Source organism: Chryseobacterium soldanellicola (assembly GCF_900100115.1).
GTDB lineage: Bacteria > Bacteroidota > Bacteroidia > Flavobacteriales > Weeksellaceae > Chryseobacterium > Chryseobacterium soldanellicola.
In genome coordinates, this window is the sequence record NZ_FNKL01000003.1 from 884,585 (window position 1) to 906,573 (window position 21,989).

The window sequence follows — 21,989 nt, forward strand, 5'->3', positions numbered from 1 at the left end:
TCATTATCATTGAATTTCAGGGTTTTTAGTTAAAATAAAAAAATCCCCGGAATTAATTTTCCGGGGATTTTTCGAATATTTTAAAGTATTTTATTACTTCTTAATGAATTTAGAATTAAACGTTGCTTTTCCTTTATCATCGATTGTAATCATATACACCCCTTTAATTAAAGATGAAACATTGATTTTACCTCCGGAAACAGTTCCGTTTCCTACTAACTGACCAGCTGCGCTATAAATCTTATAAGAAGCTTTGTCAGAAACTTTAGTAATATTTAAAACATCTGATGCAGGGTTTGGATACAATTGGATACCGTCTTGAGCACTACTAAGATCATTCGTACCCAAAACATCTGAAACAACTACATTATAATCTTCAAACTCACCATAGGTATTATAAGTACCACAAGGATTTGTAATACCAACCCCAGTTTGAGTTGCATATAACATACCTACACGCATTCTAAGACCTAAATCTGTAACGGCAGTTGCAGGAACCGTAAAGTTTGCGGTAGCAGGAGTTGATGATGCGGTAGTAACTGGTGATGTAAGAATTATTTCAGCATCTTCAAATGTTCCGTTTCTATTAAAGTCTATCCAGGCTGATATTGCTTCAGGATAAGGTCCTGTTCCGCTTAGCCATCCTTTTGTAACTGTTAATGTATAACCTGAACCTTTAATCAAATTGATTTGTAATGCTGAGTTTGCTACATAACTGGTGTAAGTACTCGCAGATGATGAATTATTTATGTTCGCTAGTGTAACATTAGCGATATAGTCATCAGTTGCATTAGCAGAAGCAACAGCACAATAAGTAAGACCTAATGTTGTAAAATTCGTTGAAGCCGAGTAAGTGCCAGGAGTTCCTGAACAAACAGCTGCTACCTGTACCTCGTAAGCAGTAGCGGCAGTTAACCCTGACAATGTTACAGTAGGTGATGTAGATGTTGTTTGTTGCCAAGTAGTATCTGTTAATTTTTTATAACGAATAATATAAGTAGCTCCAGAAATTGGTGCCCAGTTTACAGTAGCATCAGTTGCAGTAATACCTGTTACAGCTACTCCTGTTGGAGCAGTACCGTCACAAACCGCAAAAGTACTTATGCTAATAGATTTTACCGCATAAAATACGTTTCCGATTGCAGAAATTCTTAATTTGATTGTCTGATTGTTTAACGATGCAGGAAGCGTAATATTTTCTGATCCGTCATTTGCAGTTGAAGCAGAAACAACGGTCCAAGTTGTACCGTTATCTGTTGTATAATCAATTTTTACGTTAGCAACACTATAAGGTGCAGCCGTTGTTCCCGCAGCATCCCAATCAATGATAGTGGGTACTGTGTGAGTTGCATACTGCGTGTTAATTTTAAAAGGTCCGTTGTTTCCCACAACAATTGTTTGCTCAGCATACTGAGTCTGCTGTTGATTGGCTGTAGGGTTGTTATCTCTTACTGTTACCGCAAATTTAGTTGTTCTTGGAACCATTGAAACAGATTCCCATGTATTTCCGCTATTATTCAGCACACCATTCATCACAGATGAAAGCATTGGAAAATATCTTGTCGGGTTGGTAGTAGGAGTAAAAGATCTGAATGAAGCTCCGGTTGCAGTCGTTCCTAAATTATTTTTATTAATAATAACACTTGTATTATCTACTTCTTCCCAGGTATATGTCATCGGGTCATTTTCAGGATCTGTTGCAGAAGCCGTTAAAACAAATGCCGTTCCTTTAGGAATATTATAAGTAGGTAAAGCCGTAATTACAGGTGGGTTATTTGTGATTGGCGTTTCTACATCACAAGTTGTACTTGTCAAATTAGCCTGCACCTGTACAATATTAGCTGTATGGAAATAAGCATCAGAATGTGGCTGAACATCAGTATTCGGGCCCGTAATACCTGCATAACCCATAATTGTAGATCCAGAACCTGGCTCCATTTGTATGGTACCTCCTTCCAATCTAAATGAATGAGTATGTTCTGCTCCTATCTGATGTCCCATTTCATGCGACACAAAATCAATATCAAAATAATCACCCTGTGGAGCTCCCGTTTGAGTAAATCCGGAACCTTTACCTTCAGGCTCTGCTGTAGTCGGATTGGTACATATACAGCCAATACATCCGGCATTTCCGTCGTTTCCGGCAGCATTAAATAAGTGCCCGATATCATAATTGGCATCACCAACATTTGTTGTAAGGTTCTGTTGTAATTCTAGATTTAAATTTCCGGAATACGGATCAGTCGCCGCATTGGTATAAATGATTCCCGGAAAATTTTGAATATTTAAATGTAATGCAAAATCTTTTTCATAAACACCATTCACCCTGGTCATTGTAGCATTCATTGCGGCTAAAGCTCCGGCAACTGTTCCTCCGTGAAAAGCAGTATACTCGCCTGTTACAGACAACGCGAGCCGCATGGTTCTGTATTTTTTGTCAGAGGACTTTGCAAAATTTGTCGGTTGATTCACAAATGATTTTCCATTCTCATAAAGCTTTTTAATTTCTGCTTTAGATAATGCGTTTTCTTTTGTTGAGCACACAAATCCTTCTTTGCGGTTATTTGTTCTTGGGTGAACTCCATAAACAGTTTTATCTGCATTCTGAGGTTCTATAAATTCATAGCTTCCATCTTTAATAATCATTGACTGAAAATCATTCGGAGCAACAGAAAATCTAAGGTATTTCGTAGGGTCGTCAATCCCGACTCCTACATACGAGCCCAATTGATACTGATCCGCCAGTTCTTTCACAACAACCGGAAAGCTATAAACTGCGAATTTTTCTATTTTACCATTTAATGTAGGTAAAGAAATTTCTACAGATTTAGAATTAGGCCCGGTTTCCTGAGCATTTTTAAGCTGTTCCCTGATTTTATTAAGATCCAGCTTATAATATCCTCGAACCTGCGTAAATTCCTCGGTCGATTTTCTCTGAAATGTAGCCGGTGTCCATTGTGCAAAAGCCGAGACCCCAAAACTACATAAAAAGACAGTAATAATTTTTTTCATAAATATCATCTTTTTTAATTTCATAAAAGTAGATACTACGAAACAGCAAAGCAACAGCGCACTAAGGATAGGCTAATAAAATCCGCCACAAAAATGATAAACATTAATAAAATATAGACTCTTTGAACCGTAAAAAAATCCCATAAAAGAGAGTAATTTAAAATATATTTCTTCTTTATCGATTTAGCATTAAAAAATTAAACTTCATCAAACTCTTTAAGTATAAAAAAAACTCCTTACAATAAGGAGCTATATATTTAAAAAATTAACATTCGGAATGTTTAAATCGTTTAACTTTGAATAAAACAACAACAAAAACTAAAATTTATATGCAATATTCCAGGCAAAGCCCATTGCAAATTTTGAAGAGCTTCTTCCAAAACCCGGAACAATCATAGGCTGGATATTTTCCTGTTTTGTTGTGTAAATAAGATATTTAGGCTGAAGATTTACATCAATGTAAAAATTTGACTCAAATAACTGAACCCTTCCCCCAATTGCTCCTTCCAGCCAAAAACTAGACTGCGAGGACGACGGATAAGCAACAGAAGCATTGCTGCCTCCGAATCCACGAACCGGAATTGCCATATATTCCTGGGTGTAAAATGACCCCGCAACTTTTCCTCCGGCATAAAAACCGTTGAAATCGTTTTCACGGTCTTTAGCAAGCATATAAATAGCTCCCAGCTTCAGAAAAGGGCCACTGGCTTTGGCGTCATAGCTGTTTTTCTGATAAATATTTTTCTCAACTCCTGCTTCTATTATTCCGTGAATATCACCTTTAATCCTGGAAGAAATAAATCCCTGATACAGTTTGCGGTCTCCAAAAAACGAAGCTCCTGCATTTAGAACGTCAACACCGACCATGAAATTAGGCTCGTACTTCCATTTTTCTTTTTTTACTTCCTTTTCTGCAGTTTTTTTCTCCTGAGCAAAGCTCAACATACTTAAAACACTAAAAAAGAAGATAAAGATTAGTCTTGTCTTCATTCTCTATTTGATTTTGACCTGCTTCCAGCTGTAAAACAGGGTTATTTGTTACCAATACTGAATTTAAATTTTGATACGTCTTTTTAATTCCGCATCCGGGAGAAACGTAAGTTGCTGTTGTGCTATAATTTACTCTTACCTGCGAAAGATTTCCGTTAATTCTGGTTTTAAAATACAGATCCGTATAGGGAGAATCGTCCACACGCAAGGGCACAATAACAGAATCTACCTGTATTTTTTTGCCGAGATCTACCTTTCCGGAACCATAATCTGCGTAGACATATAAAGTATCGACCTTTTTAAGCTTCTGAGTATCAAAGGTTTTAAATCTGATCTTCATTCTGGGTGTCCCTTCGCCGCTTTCACAGATATCATCATCGCTTCCACAAGAGCAAAGCATTCCTAAAAAGCCGATGAATAAGAGAAATTTAAAATATTTCATCTGCATATTTTTGTTTTTTATTTTGGTCAGATGGATTTAGATTTATGATTCAAATTTAAATAAATTATTTTTTAACCAGTAACGCGATATTTTCCACGTGATGTGTCTGCGGGAACATATCTACCGGTAAAATTTTCACATATCATCATCGCTTCCACAAGAGCAAAGCATTCCTAAAAAGCCGATGAATAAGAGAAATTTAAAATATTTCATCTGCATATTTTTGTTTTTTATTTTGGTCAGATGGATTTAGATTTATGATTCAAATTTAAATAAATTATTTTTTAACCAGTAACGCGATATTTTCCACGTGATGTGTCTGCGGGAACATATCTACCGGTAAAATTTTCACTAATGTATAATGATCCTTCATTAACGCCAGATCTCTTGCCTGGGTTGCAGAATTACAGCTTACATACACCACTTTTTCGGGAGCAAGCTTCAGAATCTGCTCTACAACCTTCTGGTGCATTCCATCTCTTGGCGGATCGGTAATTAAAACGTCTGCTTTCGGATGATTTTCTAAAAATTCATCATTAAAGACATTTTTCATATCCCCGCAATAGAATGTCGTATTGGTAAGTCCGTTTAACTCAGCATGTTCTATAGCTGCATTGATGGCTTCCTGTACAGATTCTATCCCGATAACGTGTTTTGCATTTCTGGCAACATATTGGGCAATCGTGCCGGTTCCTGTATATAAATCGTAAACTATTTCATCCCCTTTTAAATCAGCAAATTCAAGCGTTTTTCTGTACAATTCCAACGCTTGCTTATAATTGGTCTGGAAAAATGATTTGGGACCGATTTTAAATTTCAAACCATCCATTTCTTCCATTAAAAAGCCTTCTCCGAAATAAACAGTAACGTCTAAATCATAGATGGAATCATTGGGTTTGGGATTAATCGCATAAACCAGTGTTTTAATTTGCGGGAAATTCTCCAGCAAATAATTGAAAAGCTTTTCTCTGTTTTCTTTTTCCTCCCTGTATAATTGGAAAAGAACCATCCATTCCCCTTTGGAATTCTGTCTCATCATTAAAGTTCTCAAAAAACCTTCCTGATTTCTGACATCGAAAAAGTCTAAGCCATTTTCTACTCCGAAGTTCTTCACAGCCAAACGAATAGCATTCGACGGATCTTCTTGCAAGAAGCATTCTTTAAGATCTAAAATCTTGCTCCACATTCCCGGAATATGGAAACCAAGCGCATCTTTGCTGCCGAAATTTTCTTCAGAGCTGATCTCATATTGCGTCAGCCAACGAGCATTGGAAAAAGAGAATTCCATTTTATTTCTGTAGAAATACTGCTCTTCTGAACCCAAAATCGGAACGGTCTCAAAATCATCAATTCCACCGATTCTTTTAATATTATTATACACTTCTTCCTGCTTAAAATCAAGCTGCTTTTCATAGCTCATATTCTGCCATTTGCAACCACCGCAAACCCCAAAATGAATGCATCTGGGCTCTACTCTGAAAGGTGATTTTACCAACACTTCTGCAGCCTCTCCTTCATAATATTTAGACTTTGCTTTCTTCACTCTGACATTCACAACATCTCCGGGAATTGCTCCTGAAACGAGCACCGTTTTTCCTTCTTCAGTTTTGCCGATTGCCACGCCCTTTGCTCCTGCATTTACAAGCCTGATATTTTCAAGAATGAGATTCTTCTTCTTTTTCATTCGTAACTTTCTATTTTCTATATGATACAATGGAATCTTCCTGATTGTATCTGTAATTTTCTATTTCTAATGTTTGAAACCTTACGATTTCATTTTGCAAAAATACAATAAAAAAAACCTTATCCGAAGACAAGGTTTTTTATCCTGTGTAAATTATTATTTTGTCTGAGCCGGTTGAGGATTTGCCGCAGCTGGCGGTGGTGCCTGTTGCATAGACGGATCCATTTGCAGACCAGCTTGTGGCTGTAACTGTGCATTAGGATTTACTTTTGGAGCAGAAAGCCCTGTAAGTTTGTCTAAGATTGTTACCAATTCAGGCTCACCAAGATTCACGAAAGATCGGCTTGCGATTTTTCCATCTTTGTCGATGATTACGAAACATGGTAATTTAAATCCGTACACTCCGTATTTTTTAGCAATATCAGAGCTTAAGCCTCCTTCACCGTAAACATTTGTTGCCTGGATTCCTTTTAATAAAGAATTGCTGGTTTTGATAAACTGTTCTTTAGTATCGTCAACATTCACGAAAACAAAGTTCATTTTTGATTTATAAAAATTAGCAACTTCTTTTAATACAGGAACAGAAGCTTCAGAGATGTAAGGATTCCATGATGCGTAGAAAAACAACATATAGGGTTTGCCTTTATTTTCAGAAAGCTTGTAAGCTTTACCGTCTTGTTTGATTAAAGATGCATCAGGAGCGGCTTCACCGATTTTAATTCCGTTTACAGCAATCTGAATTTTCTCAAGATCACTTTTAATGGTTGCATCTTTGATATCTTCGTCAATGATTTTTTTGATTTTATCAGAAACTTTTGCATCCATTCCCGGATGAATATCAGATTGAGCCATCACAAAAGCTAAAAGATAATCTTTGGTTGTCTGAGACAGATCTTTTTTATTATCCTTTAAATATTGGGTAAATAATTCAGAAGTTGTTACATCAGTTTTTCCTTTGCTTTTTCCTTCTGCATATTTTTGGAAATCAGGAGACATTTTTGATAAAATATAGCTTCTGTATGCAGGGTTTTCTTTTACCATTTCGTCTTTATTTTCCTGCAGCTTGTTTTCAAAATCAGTGAAAACTTTAGAAGTTTTGAAAGACGGGTTACCGGACATTTGCCCCTTCATCATTTCATATTGGCTCATTACAGAAAGAATTGTACTTGCGATATCGTTTTTCTTCCATTTTACAACTTCATTATCCGGGCTGAATTTTTTCACATTTTCTTCAATGTTTTTCTCAACATCCTTTTGCACTTTCTCCATTCCCTGAACGAAAGTTTTTTCATCCTTCGTCATCAGCTCTCTCATGTTTACGGTCTGAGCATAATTTGTAAGATATTTTTGAGTTGCCAGGAAGAAATCATTATTCTTTTTCGCATCACCGGTAATCACGTATTCGTTCGGGAACGTCATTGAATTACCTGAAATATTAAGAGTCTGACCTCCTTTTAAATACACTAAATTTTGTTTTCCTCCATAAGAAATCACGTACATCCCGTTTTTAGGTGCCTCGAAACTTCCTGAAAAACTTCCGTCGTTGTTTACCCCAATGTTTGTCAGTGGTAATGTAGCAACACCTGAAGCTTCGATGAATTCTATTCTTTCTAGCGGAGATCCTCCTGTAACTTTTCCTTTTACTTCAACTTTTTTAGAGCAAGACATCGCAAAAACCGCGATGATAAACAATAAAAGATATTTTTTCATTTTGAATTTTATAATTACGCAAAAATAAGTTTTTCAATATACTAAATGCAACTAAATCGCACTTTTATGAAAGATTTAACTAAAAAAAATCGCCATCTATAAAGAAGACGATTTTTTGTGGTATCTGTATTAATTTTATCCTCTGTCAGCAAGAGCTGCCATGTATTCTCTGTTCATTCTGGCGATGTTTTCAAGAGAAATTCCTTTTGGGCATTCTACTTCACAAGCGCCTGTGTTTGAACAGTTTCCGAATCCTTCTTCGTCCATTGCCTTTACCATATTAAGAACTCTACGTTTTGCCTCTACTCTACCTTGAGGAAGTAATGCAAACTGAGAAACTTTAGCTCCGACAAATAACATTGCAGATCCGTTTTTACAAGTAGCCACACAAGCTCCACATCCGATACAGGCCGCAGCATCCATCGCTTTGTCTGCATCTTCTTTAGGAACTGGTATTGCATTGGCATCCAAGGTATTACCTGAAGTGTTCACCGAAATGAAACCACCTGCAGCCATCACTCTGTCGAATGCGCTTCTGTCTACCATTAAATCTTTAATAACAGGGAAAGCAGCACTTCTCCACGGTTCTATAACGATGGTTTCACCGTCTTTGAACATTCTCATGTGAAGCTGGCAAGTCGTGATACCCGTATCAGGACCGTGCGCTCTACCATTGATGTATAGAGAACACATCCCGCAGATTCCTTCACGACAGTCATGATCGAAAGCGATAGGCTCTTTTCCGTCATTGATTAAGTTTTCATTCAGAATGTCTAACATTTCTAAGAATGAAGAATCTGTAGAAACATCTGATATTTTATAGGTCTCAAACTGACCTTTAGTTTTGCTATTTTTTTGTCTCCAAATTTTCAGGGTAAGATGAAGGCCTTTTTTTGCACTCATAATTATTTATTTATAGGTTGGAGATTATTTGTAACTTCTTGCTTTAACTTCAATGTTTTCGTAGATCAGATCTTCTTTATGCAGAACTTCCGTTGTGATATCATCTGTCTGATATTCCCAGGCGCCTACATATTTGAAGTTAACATCATCTCTTTCTGCTTCCCCTTCAGGAGTAGCATGATCTTCTCTGAAATGTCCTCCACAAGATTCATTTCTGTGTAGTGCATCGATTGCCATTAATTGTCCTAATTCAATGAAATCCGCAACTCTGAAAGCTTTTTCAAGCTCAGTATTCATTCCATCGGCATCGCCAGGAACCTTTACATCGCTCCAGAATTCTTTTTTCACCTGTGCAATTTCAGCAATAGCTTCTTTCAAGCCTTCAGGAGTTCTTCCCATTCCTACTTTATTCCACATGATGTGTCCTAATTTTTTGTGGAAATGATCTACTGAATGCGTTCCTTTATTATTTAAGAAGAAATTGATCTTATCTTTAATTTCTTTTTCAGCCTGATCAAATTCACCAGAAGTTGTAGGAATTGTTCCTGTTCTGATATCTGCTGAAAGATAATCTGCAATCGTGTAAGGAAGAACGAAATATCCGTCTGCCAAACCTTGCATCAACGCAGAAGCTCCCAATCTGTTGGCTCCGTGATCTGAGAAGTTAGCCTCACCGATTACGAAACATCCGGGAATGGTAGACTGTAGGTTATAATCAACCCAAACACCACCCATTGTATAGTGAACGGCAGGATAAATCTTCATTGGCGTTTTGTAAGGATCATCAGCAGTAATCTTTTCGTACATTACGAATAAGTTACCGTATTTTTCCTCAATCCAAGCTTTTCCTAAATCATAGATCTGCTGATCTGTAGGATTATGAATATGTTTTTCGATAGCGGCTTCTTTACCTTTTTTAATGATCTCTGTAGAGAAATCTAAGTAAACACCTTCTTTAGTATCATTATTCTCGATCCCGAAACCAGCATCACATCTTTCTTTACCGGCTCTGGAGGCAACGTCTCTAGGAACCAGGTTTCCGAATGCAGGATATCTTCTTTCCAAATAATAATCTCTATCTTCTTCTTTAATATTTTCAGGTCTTAATTTACCTTCTCTGATGGCTACAGAATCTTCAATTTTCTTAGGGACCCAGATTCTTCCTGAGTTTCTTAATGATTCAGACATCAACGTCAGTTTAGACTGCTGTGTTCCGTGAACAGGAATACATGTCGGGTGAATCTGCACATAACAAGGGTTTGCAAAATACGCCCCTTTTTTGTGGATTTTCCAAGCGGCAGAAACGTTTGAACCCATTGCATTGGTAGAAAGGAAATATACGTTTCCGTAACCTCCGGAAGCAATGACCACAGCGTGAGCAGAATGTCTTTCAACCTCACCTGTTACCAGATTTCTTGCGATGATTCCTCTTGCTTTTCCGTCTACAATCACAAGATCCATCATTTCATGACGGTTATACATTTTGATTCTACCTTTACCGATCTGGCGGCTCATTGCAGAATAGGCACCCAATAATAACTGCTGACCTGTCTGCCCTTTTGCATAGAAAGTTCTTTTTACCTGAACTCCACCAAAAGAACGGTTATCCAGCTGACCCCCGTACTCACGCCCGAAAGGAACACCCTGAGCAACGCACTGGTCAATAATATTTGCAGAAACTTCTGCTAATCTGTAGACGTTTGCCTCTCTTGCTCTATAGTCACCACCTTTGATGGTATCATAGAATAATCTGTAGGTAGAGTCACCGTCTCCCTGATAATTTTTAGCAGCATTAATTCCCCCTTGAGCTGCAATAGAGTGTGCTCTTCTGGGAGAATCCTGATAGCAGAATGCCTTTACATTATATCCCTGCTCAGCTAAAGTAGCTGCCGCAGAACCACCTGCCAAACCTGTACCTACAACAATAATATCAATCTTATCTCTGTTGTTTGGTGCAACAAGGTTCATATGGTCTTTATGATTTTTCCATTTATCCTTTAAAGGACCAGCTGGAATTTTTGAATCTAATTTACTCATAAGTATACTGATATTATGATTGAGTTACAAAGTGAAAAATTGCGATAAAAATAAACCCTACAGGAATAAGTATAGAATACCATTTCCCAAAAGCCATAATTACCGGAGTATATTTTGGATGTCTTGCCCCAATTGACTGGAAAGATGACTGAAAGCCATGCCCTAAGTGAAGTCCTAATAAAACAAACGAAATAACATAAAGAACCACTCTCCAGATATCCGCAAATTTTGCATGAAGATCTCCCCAGAAACGTGTCTCTTCAATTGGCAGACCGTCTACATATTTGTAATTCATCTCATGAAGCCAGAAATCATACAAATGAAGAAAGATAAATGCCAAAATCACCGCTCCTGAAATAATCATATTTCTGGACATCCATGTAGAATTGTTCGAAGGATTGTTTGACTCGTATTTTATCGGACGTGCTTTTTGGTTTTTAATTTCCAGAACAAAGCCCATTACAAAATGAAAAACAACAGCAAACATCAGAATCGGCTGCATTACAAATTGAATAAGAGGATTATACCCCATAAACTGCGAAGCATTGTTGTAAGCATCTTCACCGAAAACCGATAAGAGGTTTACAGAAAGGTGCATCACCAGAAATATCAGCAAAAAAATTGCCGACAATGCCATAGCATATTTTCTACCTATCGTAGAACTCGTTAAACCTGCCATATTAAGTTTAAATTTGAATTTGCACAAAATTAAGAAATGTTAACAAGAATGAAAAGTGAGAAATCTCACAATTAGCCAGTTTGTAATCTTTCTAAATAAGATGCTAAAACACTATCAATAAAGGGAAAAACAAAAATCTTAACAATTAATTTATATTGTAGATTTTACCATTGCAGAGAACTTGTCGGGCAGATCCGGGAAAAGTCTTGATTTTAATTTGTTTTAATCGTCTTGAAGAATTATACGGATTAACAATATATTGGATAATTTTATTTTTATCTGAATTTTCCTCAATCCAAAAACAGGCTTTATCGCCTTTTTTTACTGAGAACACTTTATGCTTGTAAAAATCGTGAACCAGAATTTCTTGTTTCTGGTATTCAATTAAATTAAAGCTGAATCTTAAAATAAAAAAAACCAAAATACCAATAATTAACCTCATCGAATTTTTGAAATTAAATCTTGAAATCACAAATCTTAATAAATAAATTACTATAAAAAGAGAAAAAACCTCAATAAGATTCATCGGAATATTTTCAAAAAATAATACCTCAAAGTCAGCAAACCAATGAATTATTTTCAAAAGTACCTGAATAATAAAATCATAAATGAAAACGATAAAACCAAAATCAATTCTAAAACCAATTAAAAATGTCATTACAAACGAAAAGACAATAATAATTTCTGAAAACGGAACGATGAAAAAATTAGCGATAATCGAAATAAATGAAAACTGATGAAAATAATATAAAACCAAAGGCAACGTTGCCAATTGTGCCGAAACAGAAATTGAAATGGTATTGAAAATTATTTTTTTAAACCCATTATCCTGTTTGGGAAGATATTTTAAAATCGGCTGATTCAGCCAGAAAATCCCAAGAACCGCAAGAAAACTCAATTGAAATCCCACATCAAAAATCTGCTGGGTATCAATCATTAAAATGAGAAATGCCGATAACGCCATAGAATGCAGCAAATCCGGCTTCCTTTGAAGCAATACATATATAAAATATACGCTTAACATGATGCAGGATCGCACAACAGAATTTCCAAATCCAATGAATATGGCAAACAGCCAGATAAAAATCAAACTTAAAATAATTGCGAATTTTCTCAGTTTTAACGGAAGAATTTTAATTAGCAAGAAGTAAAATAATCCAAAAATAACAACAATATGTGTCCCGGAAATTGCCAAAAAATGCACCAATCCTGATCTGTTAAAATCCTGTGCGGTTTTGGAATCTATTTCCGTGCGGTCTGCCAAAATAATTCCTTTTAAAAACTCTTTTGTTTGCGAAGACATTTGAGACCGATCAATATTCTGAAGAACTTCGAGTCTTTTCTGGGAAATATTTTCTAAAAATTGTACATCATTTCTTCTTGCCGAAAAAATCCCTTCATTAATATAACATTGATATTCAATGCTTTTTCTTTTTAAATATTTTGAATAGTCAAACTGAAAATCATATTGTGGAGATTTGGTTTTTATAACATAAGCTTTTGCTTTATAATAATGCTCAAAATCAAGCTCTTTATTGTTTTTTGGAATATATAGAACGGTATTAAAATGATTTTCTCCAATTTGAGCGACTGCTTCATATTTTTTATTTTTTTCGTTTGAATTTAATTTTTTAGAAATTTTAAATACAATTATTTCATTTGAAGAAAAAGAAAATTTTTCAGACAAAAATGTATTGAAAAAATGCAGAATAATTCCAATTCCGAAAAACATCAGAATCAGAAAATAGGGTCTTAATTTATAGAAAAAATATGTTTTTGAAAATGTGGAAGCTAAAATAATTAGGCAGATACTAATAAGAAAACCCACTGCATTTTCATGCAAAGAAAATTTATCCTGAAAAAAAATCCCGAGGATAAAACTGATAGCGAGAATTAAAAGTGGCTGTTTATTCAATCAAAATTTGTGTTCCCAAAAATATTTATTTGAAATAAAAATAACACGTCAACCTTTCAGAATTTCAAAAACAAGGCAGCATTCGTCTTATAAAAGAAAAATCGTAGAAGAATTTCCTACGATTGATATAAATAATTAAATATTTTAAACCTTAAAAATAATCTCAGCCGCATTATTGCTTGCGCCGCTACCGCCGAGCTTTTCCTTTAAGAGCTCGTATTCCCGCAACAGCTGAGTTCTTTTTTCACCATTCAGAATATTTTTCAATTCTTCAACTAGGTTTTTAGTATTGAGATCATTTTGAATTAATTCTTTAACAACTTCACGATCCATGATTAAATTTACCAAAGAAATATACTTAATATTTTTAACTAGTCTTTTTGCAATGGCGTAAGAAATTTTACTTCCTCTATAACAGACCACTTCGGGAATATTCAATAAAGCAGTCTCTAATGTTGCTGTTCCGGAAGTTACCAAAGCAGCCTTTGAACACCTCAACAAATCATATGTTTTATTGGATACAAAATGCACATTATCATCCACATATTGCTGATAAAAATCTTTTGAAAGACTTGGCGCACCGGCAATAACGAATTGATATTCTTTAAAGTAAGGCCTTACCGAAAGCATCATCTCCAACATTTTTTCTACTTCCTGCTTTCTGGAACCCGGCAAAAGTGCAATGATTTCTTTTTCGTTTAAACCGTTTTCTGATTTAAAATTTTCAATATTAATTTCCTGCAGCCCTGAAATAGCATCTAACAACGGATGCCCCACAAAATGTGAATGAACGCCATGTTTTTTATAGAAATCTTCCTCAAATGGAAGAATTACCATCATTTCATCAACATATTTTTTGATAATCTCCACTCTCCCTTCTTTCCAGGCCCAAAGTTGTGGCGAAATATAATATACCACCTTGATTCCTAAGTCTTTGGCAAATTTTGCTATTCTTAAATTAAATCCCGGATAATCAACTAAAATTAAAATATCGGGCTGATGATTTTTAATATCTTCTTTGCAGATTTTAATATTATTTAAAATGGTTCTTAAATTCATCGCAACTTCCAAAAAGCCCATGAAGGCCAAGTCTTTGTAATGTTTTACCAAAGTTCCGCCCTGTGCCGTCATGAGATCACCGCCCCAAAAACGAAATTCTGCGTTGGGATCTTTTTGCTTTAAAGCTTTCATTAAATTACTCCCGTGCAAATCTCCGGAAGCTTCACCTGCGATGATGTAATACTTCATTTTTATGAAATCTCTTATTATTTATGTCATCAAGAACTTTCTTTTCACTTTCATTCCATAAGAACAATTTTGAATTATGGGAGGTTTCTATGAAAGGAATAGAGAACAAATTAAACCATTTACGATCTTAATTCGTAAATTTGTTCAAAGATAATGATAAAAATGTCAGAAGAATTTGAAATAAGAAATAAAGTTACAGAAAGCGGTTTGATCAATTTTGACCTTACCGATCTTGTTCCAAAAGGAGCCAGAAAAGGGATTGATCTTAAAGATTTTCTTTTTATGGAAATGATTTTAAAAGAGAAAGATTTCCGTGAAAAAGTAGCAGCTATTGATATTGAAGAATACCGGAACACCTATGTATATATTTACAATTCTGCGGATGCCATTGTCCCGCTTTGGGCCTATTTTCTGATTACGGCAAAACTTACACCGGTAACTAAAAAGATAGTTTTCGGAAATCAGGACGATCTGGAAGTTATTTTGATGCACAATGCCATTCAGACGTATGACTTCGAAGAAATGAGAGGAAAAAGAGTGTTGGTAAAAGGGTGTTCAGACAAAGAGATCCCGGAAAACGCTTATATTGAGCTGGTTGAGCAATTACAGCCCATCGTAAAGTCCTTAATGTTCGGGGAAGCGTGCTCAAATGTTCCAATTTTAAAAAATTGATGAAATTCAACAGATATCAGATTTCAATACTATTATTATAAACTTCCCGTTAATTTTATTTAACGGGAAGTTTTTATTTAAAGCTAAAGTGTAACTGATTCATTCTGCTTTTAATTGTAAGATTAACATTAATTAAAGAAACAGCAAACTTTAACAGTATTTTTTGATTAAAAGAGATCGTAAGGGAATATTTTTTGATAACTTTGATTCACTTAACAATTAAAAAACAAACACAAACATGAGTCTAATCGACCTACTTACAGGGAACACGGGAAACGAAGTTGCCCAACAGGCAGAGAACAAATTCGGGATCAGTAAAAACCAGATTATTGCTTTGCTGGCTGTAGCAGCGCCATTAGTTATTTCGTATCTTAGAAACAAATCCCAGGATTCAAAAGAAGCTGAAGCGTTGAATAATGCTTTAGATAAAGATCACGACGGAAGCATATTAAATGATTCTTCCCAACTGGAAGCGAGACAGGCGGAAGGCGGATCAATTCTCAGCCACATTTTCGGAGGCGACAAGCAAAATGTAGAAAATCAGCTGTCGCAAAATACAGGGATTTCTATTGATAAAATCGGACCTGTTTTAGCTATGCTGGCGCCTGTAATTATGGGCTATATCGGAAAAGAAAAACAACAGAATAATGTTGGCGCAGGCGGTTTGGGAGATTTATTGGGCGGAATTTTAGGAAATGCTTCAAACCAGGCTCAAAACCAACAGTCGAGCCCGCTGAATGATATTCTTGGAAGCGTTCTTGGCGGCGGACAATCACAATCTTCAGGAAATCCTCTGAATGATATTTTAGGAAGTGTTTTAGGCGGTGGAAATCAACAGAAACAACAAAGCGGAGGCGGATTAGGCGATATTCTTGGAGGTCTTTTCGGTGGAAAATAAAAAAATAATTTAATTTGTATATCAACAAAAAGACCAGGGAGTAATTCTCTGGTCTTTTTATTTTGCTATTTCTTAGCTTTTTCTTCTGAAGCTACAACTGTTTTAGAATCTTTTCTAGGTCTTCTTTTACCATAGCTTCCATTATTAATCTTTCCTCTTTTTGATTTTTTATCTCCTTTTCCCATAGTAATAATTATTTGTTGATAGCTACGAATTTAGCGAATAAGCAGTGAATTTCAATAGAATAAGCTGTTAAAATTATTATAAATTAAACCTTAATTGTTTTCCATTTTCCTTTTTTAAACAAAATGAAGGATACGATTGTTATTAAAACCTCGGCCCCCGGAATAGAAATAAAAACACCTTTTGGCCCTAACCCGAAATGTTTTGAAAGAACATACGCCAACGGAATCTGAAACAGCCAGAATCCGAAAAGATTGATCCAGGTCGGTGTCCAGGTATCTCCTGCCCCATTGAAGGCGTTGATCATTACCATCCCGATCCCGTAGAAAATAAAGCCTATACTCATAATATGCAGTGCATTTTTAGCAAAATCTTTAATTTCAATTTCTTTTGTGAAAAAACTGACCAGAAAATCTCCCAAAAAGAAAAAAATCAAACTTACGGCAAGCATAAAAATCACATTATATTTCACAGTTTTCATAACAGATTGCTCGGCCCGGAGCATTTCATTTGCGCCCATGTTCTGCCCGACCAATGTTGATGCCGCATTACTCAATCCCCAAGCCGGAAGCATAAAGAACATCATTAACCGAAGTGCCGTCTGATATCCAGCCGAAGCATTTTCCCCACCTGTTGTTGCCACCAATTGAGCCAAAAAGATCCAGCTGCACGAAGCAATTACAAACTGAAAAATTCCCGGTGTGGCAATTTTCACAATTGATTTTATCATTCTGAAATCCGGCTTGAAAAAACTTGACTTAATCCGAATCTGAGAATCTGCAATCAACAAATGATACAATTGGTATAAAACTCCGATACTTCTGCCGATTGTTGTCGCCAAAGCTGCACCCGTTAAACCCATCGCCGGGATCGGCCCGAACCCTTTAATCAAAATCGGACAAAGAATAATGTTGGCAATATTCGCGATCCAAAGACTTTTCATGGCAATTGCAGCATTTCCTGCCCCTCTGAAAATCCCGTTAATTAAGAATAAAAGCATAATAATAACGCTGCTTCCCATCATAATCCGGGTAAAATCTTTTCCGTAGGCTGCTGCTTCAGGCTTAGAACCCATTAAAATCAGGATTTCTTGGGCATAAATCACTCCAAACAAGCTCAGAATAAAAGTCACGGCAAAGGAAACGAGCAATACCTGGGCTGCACTTTTTGAGGCCTGCTCCTGGTTCTTTTCCCCAATTCTTCTGGCTACCAAAGCCGTCGCCGCCATGCTCATCCCAATCGCAATGGAATACATGATTGAAAGTACAGATTCCGTAAGCCCGACCGTTTGTATAGCATAACCACTTTCCTTAAGATGGCCGACAAAATACAGATCAACAAGCGCAAAAACAGATTCCATTGCCATTTCCAGCATCATAGGAATTGCCAGAAGAAGTACAGCATTTCTGATGCTGATTTTGGTATAATCAACTTCTTCACCACTTAAAGCTTTCTTTAAAAAGTTTATATATTTTGTCATAATCAAATTATCTTTCCCAAAAGTATAGATTCAAAAATGATTAATAATTGGCATATGAAAAGTTTTTCAAAAAATTTAAATTAAGATGAAAAAAACGAAAATATTGATTTAATCATAAAAGATGAAACTGATCAAAAATATACATTTTCAAAAAAATCTTTATCGATTTAGAGTCAGCAATGCAAATCTTATTGAAAGTTTGTAAAATGTATCAAAAAAATAATTTAGATTTGTATATTCTTATAAAAATAAAATTTTCATGAAAAAAATAATCTCTACTACCTTGGTTTTCGGAATGTTTGCATTTACAAGTATGTTATTTGCTCAACAAATGACAAAAGACCAGAGAAAAGCTTTTCAGACAGATAATATTGAAACTTTTAAAAAGTTTTTCCCGAAAGAAGATTACAATAAATGTTTTGACATTAAAGAAACTTCATTCAGCTTACTTACATTCAGCGTGATACACGACAGAAAAAATATCTTTAATTATTTGCTCAGCAATAACGCAGATGTAAATAAAGCATGTTCCAATCAGACGCCATTAATGGCTGCCGACACGTATAAAAAACCTGAGCTGGCAAAAATTTTAGTGAAAAAAGGAGCTAAAAAGAATTAATCAGCCTGAAAAATTAAATATATCAAAACTTCCTTATTGGAAGTTTTTTTGTTTTTAAAACCCTCAAAAATCTTATCTTTGCAAACGGAAATTCAAGGGGCAAGATATTGAACCTTAAACATTGAACTTTAAACAAATAATTATGTTTCGATCGCACACAAACGGAGAATTATCTCTCAAAAATCTTAATGAAGAAGTTACACTTTCAGGATGGGTACAGACCATTCGTGATAAAGGATTTATGATTTGGATAGATCTTCGGGATCGTTACGGAATTACTCAGCTGGTTTTCGATCAGGACCGTTCTACAGCGGAATTGATGGAAAATGCAAAAAAACTGGGCCGTGAATTTGTCATTCAGGTTACAGGAAAAGTTATTGAAAGAGTAAGCAAAAACCCCAATATTCCAACAGGAGAAATTGAAATTTTAGTTGAAAAATTACACGTTCTTAATGAATCTCAGCTTCCGCCTTTCACGATTGAGGACGAAACGGATGGTGGTGAAGAATTAAGAATGAAATACCGTTACCTGGACATCAGAAGAGCTCCGGTAAGAGATAAACTGATTTTCCGTCACAAAATGGCACAGAAAGTCAGAAATTATCTTTCAGACGAAGGATTTATCGAGGTTGAAACTCCGGTTTTAATTAAATCTACTCCGGAAGGAGCGAGAGACTTCGTTGTTCCGAGCAGAATGAATCCGGGACAGTTTTACGCATTGCCACAGTCTCCACAGACTTTCAAACAATTATTAATGGTCGGTGGAATGGATAAATATTTCCAGATTGTTAAATGTTTCCGTGACGAGGATTTGAGAGCCGACAGACAGCCGGAATTTACCCAAATCGACTGCGAAATGGCTTTTGTAGAGCAGGAAGACGTGATGAATGTTTTTGAAGGAATGACGAAAACTTTGATCAAAGACATTACAGGTCAGGAATTTGGAGCGTTCCCAAGAATGACGTTCGCCGATGCGATGCAGAAATACGGAAACGACAAACCGGATATCCGTTTCGGAATGGAATTCGTGGAATTGAATGAATTAGTAAAAGGAAAAGATTTCAAAATATTTGATGACGCCGAATTGGTTGTCGGAATCAATGTTGAAGGTTGTGCAGATTATACAAGAAAGCAAATCGACGAGCTTGTGGATTGGGTGAAAAGACCTCAAATTGGAGCTTCAGGAATGGTTTGGGCTAAATTCCAGAATGACGGGGTGAAAACTTCTTCTGTGAATAAATTCTACAACGAAGAAGATTTAGCGAAAATTATTGATAAATTCGGAGCAAAAGAAGGAGATTTAATGTTAATTCTTTCAGGCAACGAGCACAAAGTAAGAACTCAGCTTTCAGCATTAAGAATGGAGCTTGGAAACCGTTTAGGATTAAGAAAAGGAGACGTTTTCGCACCCCTTTGGGTGGTTGATTTTCCATTATTGGAATTTGACGAGGAAAGCGGACGTTACCACGCCATGCATCACCCTTTCACCTCTCCAAAGCCAGAAGATATTCATCTATTAGAAACTGATCCAGGAAAAGCAAGAGCCAACGCTTACGATATGGTATTGAACGGAAATGAAATCGGTGGTGGTTCGATCAGAATTTTTGATAAAGATCTACAGTCAAGAATGTTTGACTTATTAGGATTCTCTAAAGAAGAAGCAGAAGCTCAGTTCGGATTCTTAATGAACGCCTTCAAATATGGTGCTCCGCCTCACGGTGGTTTAGCCTTTGGGTTTGACCGTTTGGTGGCAATTCTTGACGGAAATGAAGTGATCAGAGATTATATTGCTTTCCCTAAGAATAACTCAGGACGTGATGTGATGATCGACGCGCCGGCTGCAATCGCTGATGAACAACTCGATGAATTGGAATTGAAATTAAATTTAAAAGCATAAATTAGAAGCGGAGATTTTTTCTCCGCTTTTTTGTTTCTCAACATCACAACTCATATCATCCTATAGAGGTCCAAATCGAGATGTTTTCATTATAATGAAGTTTTTTTTAGTCCTCAATTGAATTAAAAATAAAATTTTACCTTAAATACCACATTCAATAAAATATTTTTCACTCGGCACAATCATTGTAGTTTCTTTTAAAACGTAAGACAATGAAAGCAATTTGGAACGGTGCCATTGGCTTTGGATTAGTCAATATTCCTGTAAAGATTTATTCGGCGGTAGAAACCAGCAAGCTTGATTTGGATATGCTTGACAAATCTGATTTTTCGAATATTAAATTCAAAAGAGTCAACGAAAATACAGGCAAAGAAGTAAAATGGGAAAACATTGTGAAAGGTTATCTCATGGATGATAAATACATCATTCTCGAAGATGAAGATTACGAAGCCGCAAGCCCCGAAAAAAGCAAAATACTTTCTATCGATCAGTTTGTAAAAGAAATTGAGGTCGATTCCGTTTATTTTGAAAACCCTTATTTTCTTGAACCACAGAAAAACGGGGAAAACGCTTATAGGCTTTTATTAAAAGCTTTAGCTGAAACAGAAATGGTAGGCGTTGGAACTTTCGTTCTCCGTGAAAGTGAAGCCATCGGAATGATTCGACCTTATAATGATGAGGTTCTGGTTCTGAACCGATTAAGATTTGCGCAGGAGATCAGAGATTACAAAGACTTAAAAATCCCTGCCAAAAAAGCTCCGAAACCTGCCGAGCTTAAAATGGCGGTAAGCCTTATCGAACAACTTTCGCAGAAATTTGATCCTGAAATGTATAAAGACACTTATTCTGAATCTTTAATGAAAATTATCAAGCAAAAAGCGAAAGGTAAGAATGTAAAAGCTAAAAAAGCTGAGCCTGCAAAAGAAGGTAAAGTGATTGATTTGATGGCACAGCTAAAAGCCAGTTTACAAAGTCCAAAATCTAAAAACGCATCGTAATGGCTCTCAAAGATTATAACGAAAAACGGAAGTTCGACGAGACAACCGAACCCAAAGGAAAAGCAAAAAAAAGTAAAGACAAGCTGATTTTTGTGATTCAAAGGCATGCCGCGTCACGTCTTCATTATGATTTCAGGTTGGAAATGGAAGGCGTTCTGAAAAGCTGGGCCGTTCCGAAAGGTCCGTCATTGGATCCGAAAGACAAACGTCTTGCCATGATGGTGGAAGATCATCCTTATGATTACAAAGATTTTGAAGGAAATATTCCTGAAGGAAATTACGGAGCCGGACAAGTAGAAGTTTGGGACAGCGGAACGTATGAGCCTTTGGATCAAACCAGCAAACTTTCGAATGAAAAAGAATTGTTGAAAGAATTAAAAGCGGGTTCATTAAAATTCATTTTACATGGCAAAAAACTGAAAGGCGAATTTGCTTTAGTTAAAATGAAAAATGCCGAAAATAATTCCTGGCTTTTGATTAAACATAAAGACGAATTTGCTGAAGAACATTATGATGCTGAAGAAAATACCGCGAAAAATTCTCAGGTTACCCAATTTTTAGAGGAAAAAAAAAGCCTAAAAAGCAGCAAAAAAAAGTCATAACTTCTGAAACGAAGCCTAGA

Annotated in this window: 18 protein-coding genes; 6 read left to right on the forward strand and 12 right to left on the reverse strand. The window is 36.0% G+C overall.

The window, feature by feature from the left end; translation table 11 throughout:
* Window positions 1-93 precede the first annotated feature (93 nt).
* From BLT04_RS13455 to lpxB, 10 genes are all read right to left on the reverse strand, one after another.
* A complete protein-coding gene (locus BLT04_RS13455; RefSeq protein WP_089756444.1) occupies window positions 94-3,012 on the reverse strand; it encodes a reprolysin-like metallopeptidase in 2,919 nt (972 codons plus the stop codon).
* Between the two features lie 318 nt (window positions 3,013-3,330).
* Window positions 3,331-4,002, reverse strand: coding sequence for a DUF6048 family protein (locus BLT04_RS13460; protein ID WP_089756294.1), 672 nt, complete (start codon window positions 4,000-4,002; stop codon window positions 3,331-3,333).
* Complete coding sequence (locus tag BLT04_RS13465; RefSeq protein WP_089756445.1) at window positions 3,968-4,444, reverse strand: DUF6452 family protein; 477 nt, start codon at window positions 4,442-4,444, stop codon at window positions 3,968-3,970. The genes BLT04_RS13460 and BLT04_RS13465 overlap by 35 nt, the downstream gene beginning before the upstream one ends.
* A 277-nt stretch (window positions 4,445-4,721) precedes the next feature.
* Window positions 4,722-6,128 carry a 23S rRNA (uracil(1939)-C(5))-methyltransferase RlmD gene (gene rlmD / locus BLT04_RS13470; protein WP_089756295.1) on the reverse strand — a complete coding sequence of 469 codons (1,407 nt, stop codon included), beginning with the start codon at window positions 6,126-6,128 and terminating at the stop codon, window positions 4,722-4,724.
* 156 nt (window positions 6,129-6,284) lie between these two features.
* A complete protein-coding gene (locus BLT04_RS13475; protein ID WP_089756296.1) occupies window positions 6,285-7,838 on the reverse strand; it encodes a TlpA family protein disulfide reductase in 1,554 nt (517 codons plus the stop codon).
* Window positions 7,839-7,973: 135 nt separating this feature from the next.
* Window positions 7,974-8,741, reverse strand: a complete 768-nt coding sequence (locus BLT04_RS13480; protein WP_089756297.1) for a succinate dehydrogenase/fumarate reductase iron-sulfur subunit — start codon at window positions 8,739-8,741, stop codon at window positions 7,974-7,976.
* A 24-nt stretch (window positions 8,742-8,765) separates the two neighbouring features.
* Entirely contained in the window at window positions 8,766-10,778 is a 2,013-nt protein-coding gene (locus BLT04_RS13485; protein WP_089756298.1) for a fumarate reductase/succinate dehydrogenase flavoprotein subunit, read from the reverse strand.
* Window positions 10,779-10,791: 13 nt separating this feature from the next.
* A complete protein-coding gene (locus BLT04_RS13490) occupies window positions 10,792-11,457 on the reverse strand; it encodes a succinate dehydrogenase cytochrome b subunit (RefSeq protein WP_089756299.1) in 666 nt (221 codons plus the stop codon).
* 145 nt (window positions 11,458-11,602) lie between these two features.
* Window positions 11,603-13,372 (reverse strand): ComEC/Rec2 family competence protein, encoded by a 1,770-nt coding sequence (locus tag BLT04_RS13495; protein ID WP_089756300.1) that lies wholly within the window; start codon window positions 13,370-13,372, stop codon window positions 11,603-11,605.
* A 144-nt stretch (window positions 13,373-13,516) separates the two neighbouring features.
* Complete coding sequence (gene lpxB, locus BLT04_RS13500) at window positions 13,517-14,620, reverse strand: lipid-A-disaccharide synthase (protein ID WP_089756301.1); 1,104 nt, start codon at window positions 14,618-14,620, stop codon at window positions 13,517-13,519.
* A gap of 162 nt (window positions 14,621-14,782) precedes the next feature.
* On the opposite strand from lpxB, the gene BLT04_RS13505 reads away from it, so the two are divergent.
* Both BLT04_RS13505 and BLT04_RS13510 read left to right on the forward strand, forming a co-directional pair.
* On the forward strand, window positions 14,783-15,292 hold the full coding sequence (locus BLT04_RS13505) for a DUF2480 family protein (RefSeq protein WP_089756302.1): 510 nt from the start codon (window positions 14,783-14,785) through the stop codon (window positions 15,290-15,292).
* A 238-nt stretch (window positions 15,293-15,530) separates the two neighbouring features.
* Entirely contained in the window at window positions 15,531-16,190 is a 660-nt protein-coding gene (locus tag BLT04_RS13510; RefSeq protein ID WP_089756303.1) for a DUF937 domain-containing protein, read from the forward strand.
* A 65-nt stretch (window positions 16,191-16,255) separates the two neighbouring features.
* Here the strand turns inward: BLT04_RS13510 and BLT04_RS13515 are convergent, their stop codons facing one another.
* The gene (locus tag BLT04_RS13515; protein WP_089756304.1) at window positions 16,256-16,375 is read right to left on the reverse strand and encodes a 30S ribosomal protein THX; all 120 of its coding nucleotides are present in this window, start codon (window positions 16,373-16,375) and stop codon (window positions 16,256-16,258) included.
* A gap of 83 nt (window positions 16,376-16,458) precedes the next feature.
* Window positions 16,459-17,853: an MATE family efflux transporter gene (locus BLT04_RS13520; protein WP_089756305.1), complete on the reverse strand. Its 1,395-nt coding sequence runs from the start codon at window positions 17,851-17,853 to the stop codon at window positions 16,459-16,461.
* 259 nt (window positions 17,854-18,112) lie between these two features.
* Here BLT04_RS13520 and BLT04_RS13525 point away from each other — a divergent pair, with 259 nt between their 5' ends.
* The 4 genes from BLT04_RS13525 to BLT04_RS13540 all read left to right on the forward strand — a co-directional run bounded on the left by BLT04_RS13525 (window position 18,113) and on the right by BLT04_RS13540 (window position 21,969).
* On the forward strand, window positions 18,113-18,472 hold the full coding sequence (locus BLT04_RS13525; protein ID WP_089756306.1) for an ankyrin repeat domain-containing protein: 360 nt from the start codon (window positions 18,113-18,115) through the stop codon (window positions 18,470-18,472).
* A 142-nt stretch (window positions 18,473-18,614) separates the two neighbouring features.
* Window positions 18,615-20,369 (forward strand): aspartate--tRNA ligase, encoded by a 1,755-nt coding sequence (gene aspS / locus BLT04_RS13530; protein WP_089756307.1) that lies wholly within the window; start codon window positions 18,615-18,617, stop codon window positions 20,367-20,369.
* 212 nt (window positions 20,370-20,581) lie between these two features.
* Window positions 20,582-21,367, forward strand: a complete 786-nt coding sequence (gene ku, locus BLT04_RS13535; RefSeq protein WP_089756308.1) for a non-homologous end joining protein Ku — start codon at window positions 20,582-20,584, stop codon at window positions 21,365-21,367.
* Entirely contained in the window at window positions 21,367-21,969 is a 603-nt protein-coding gene (locus BLT04_RS13540; RefSeq protein WP_089756309.1) for a DNA polymerase ligase N-terminal domain-containing protein, read from the forward strand. The genes ku and BLT04_RS13540 overlap by 1 nt, the downstream gene beginning before the upstream one ends.
* Window positions 21,970-21,989: the final 20 nt, after the last annotated feature.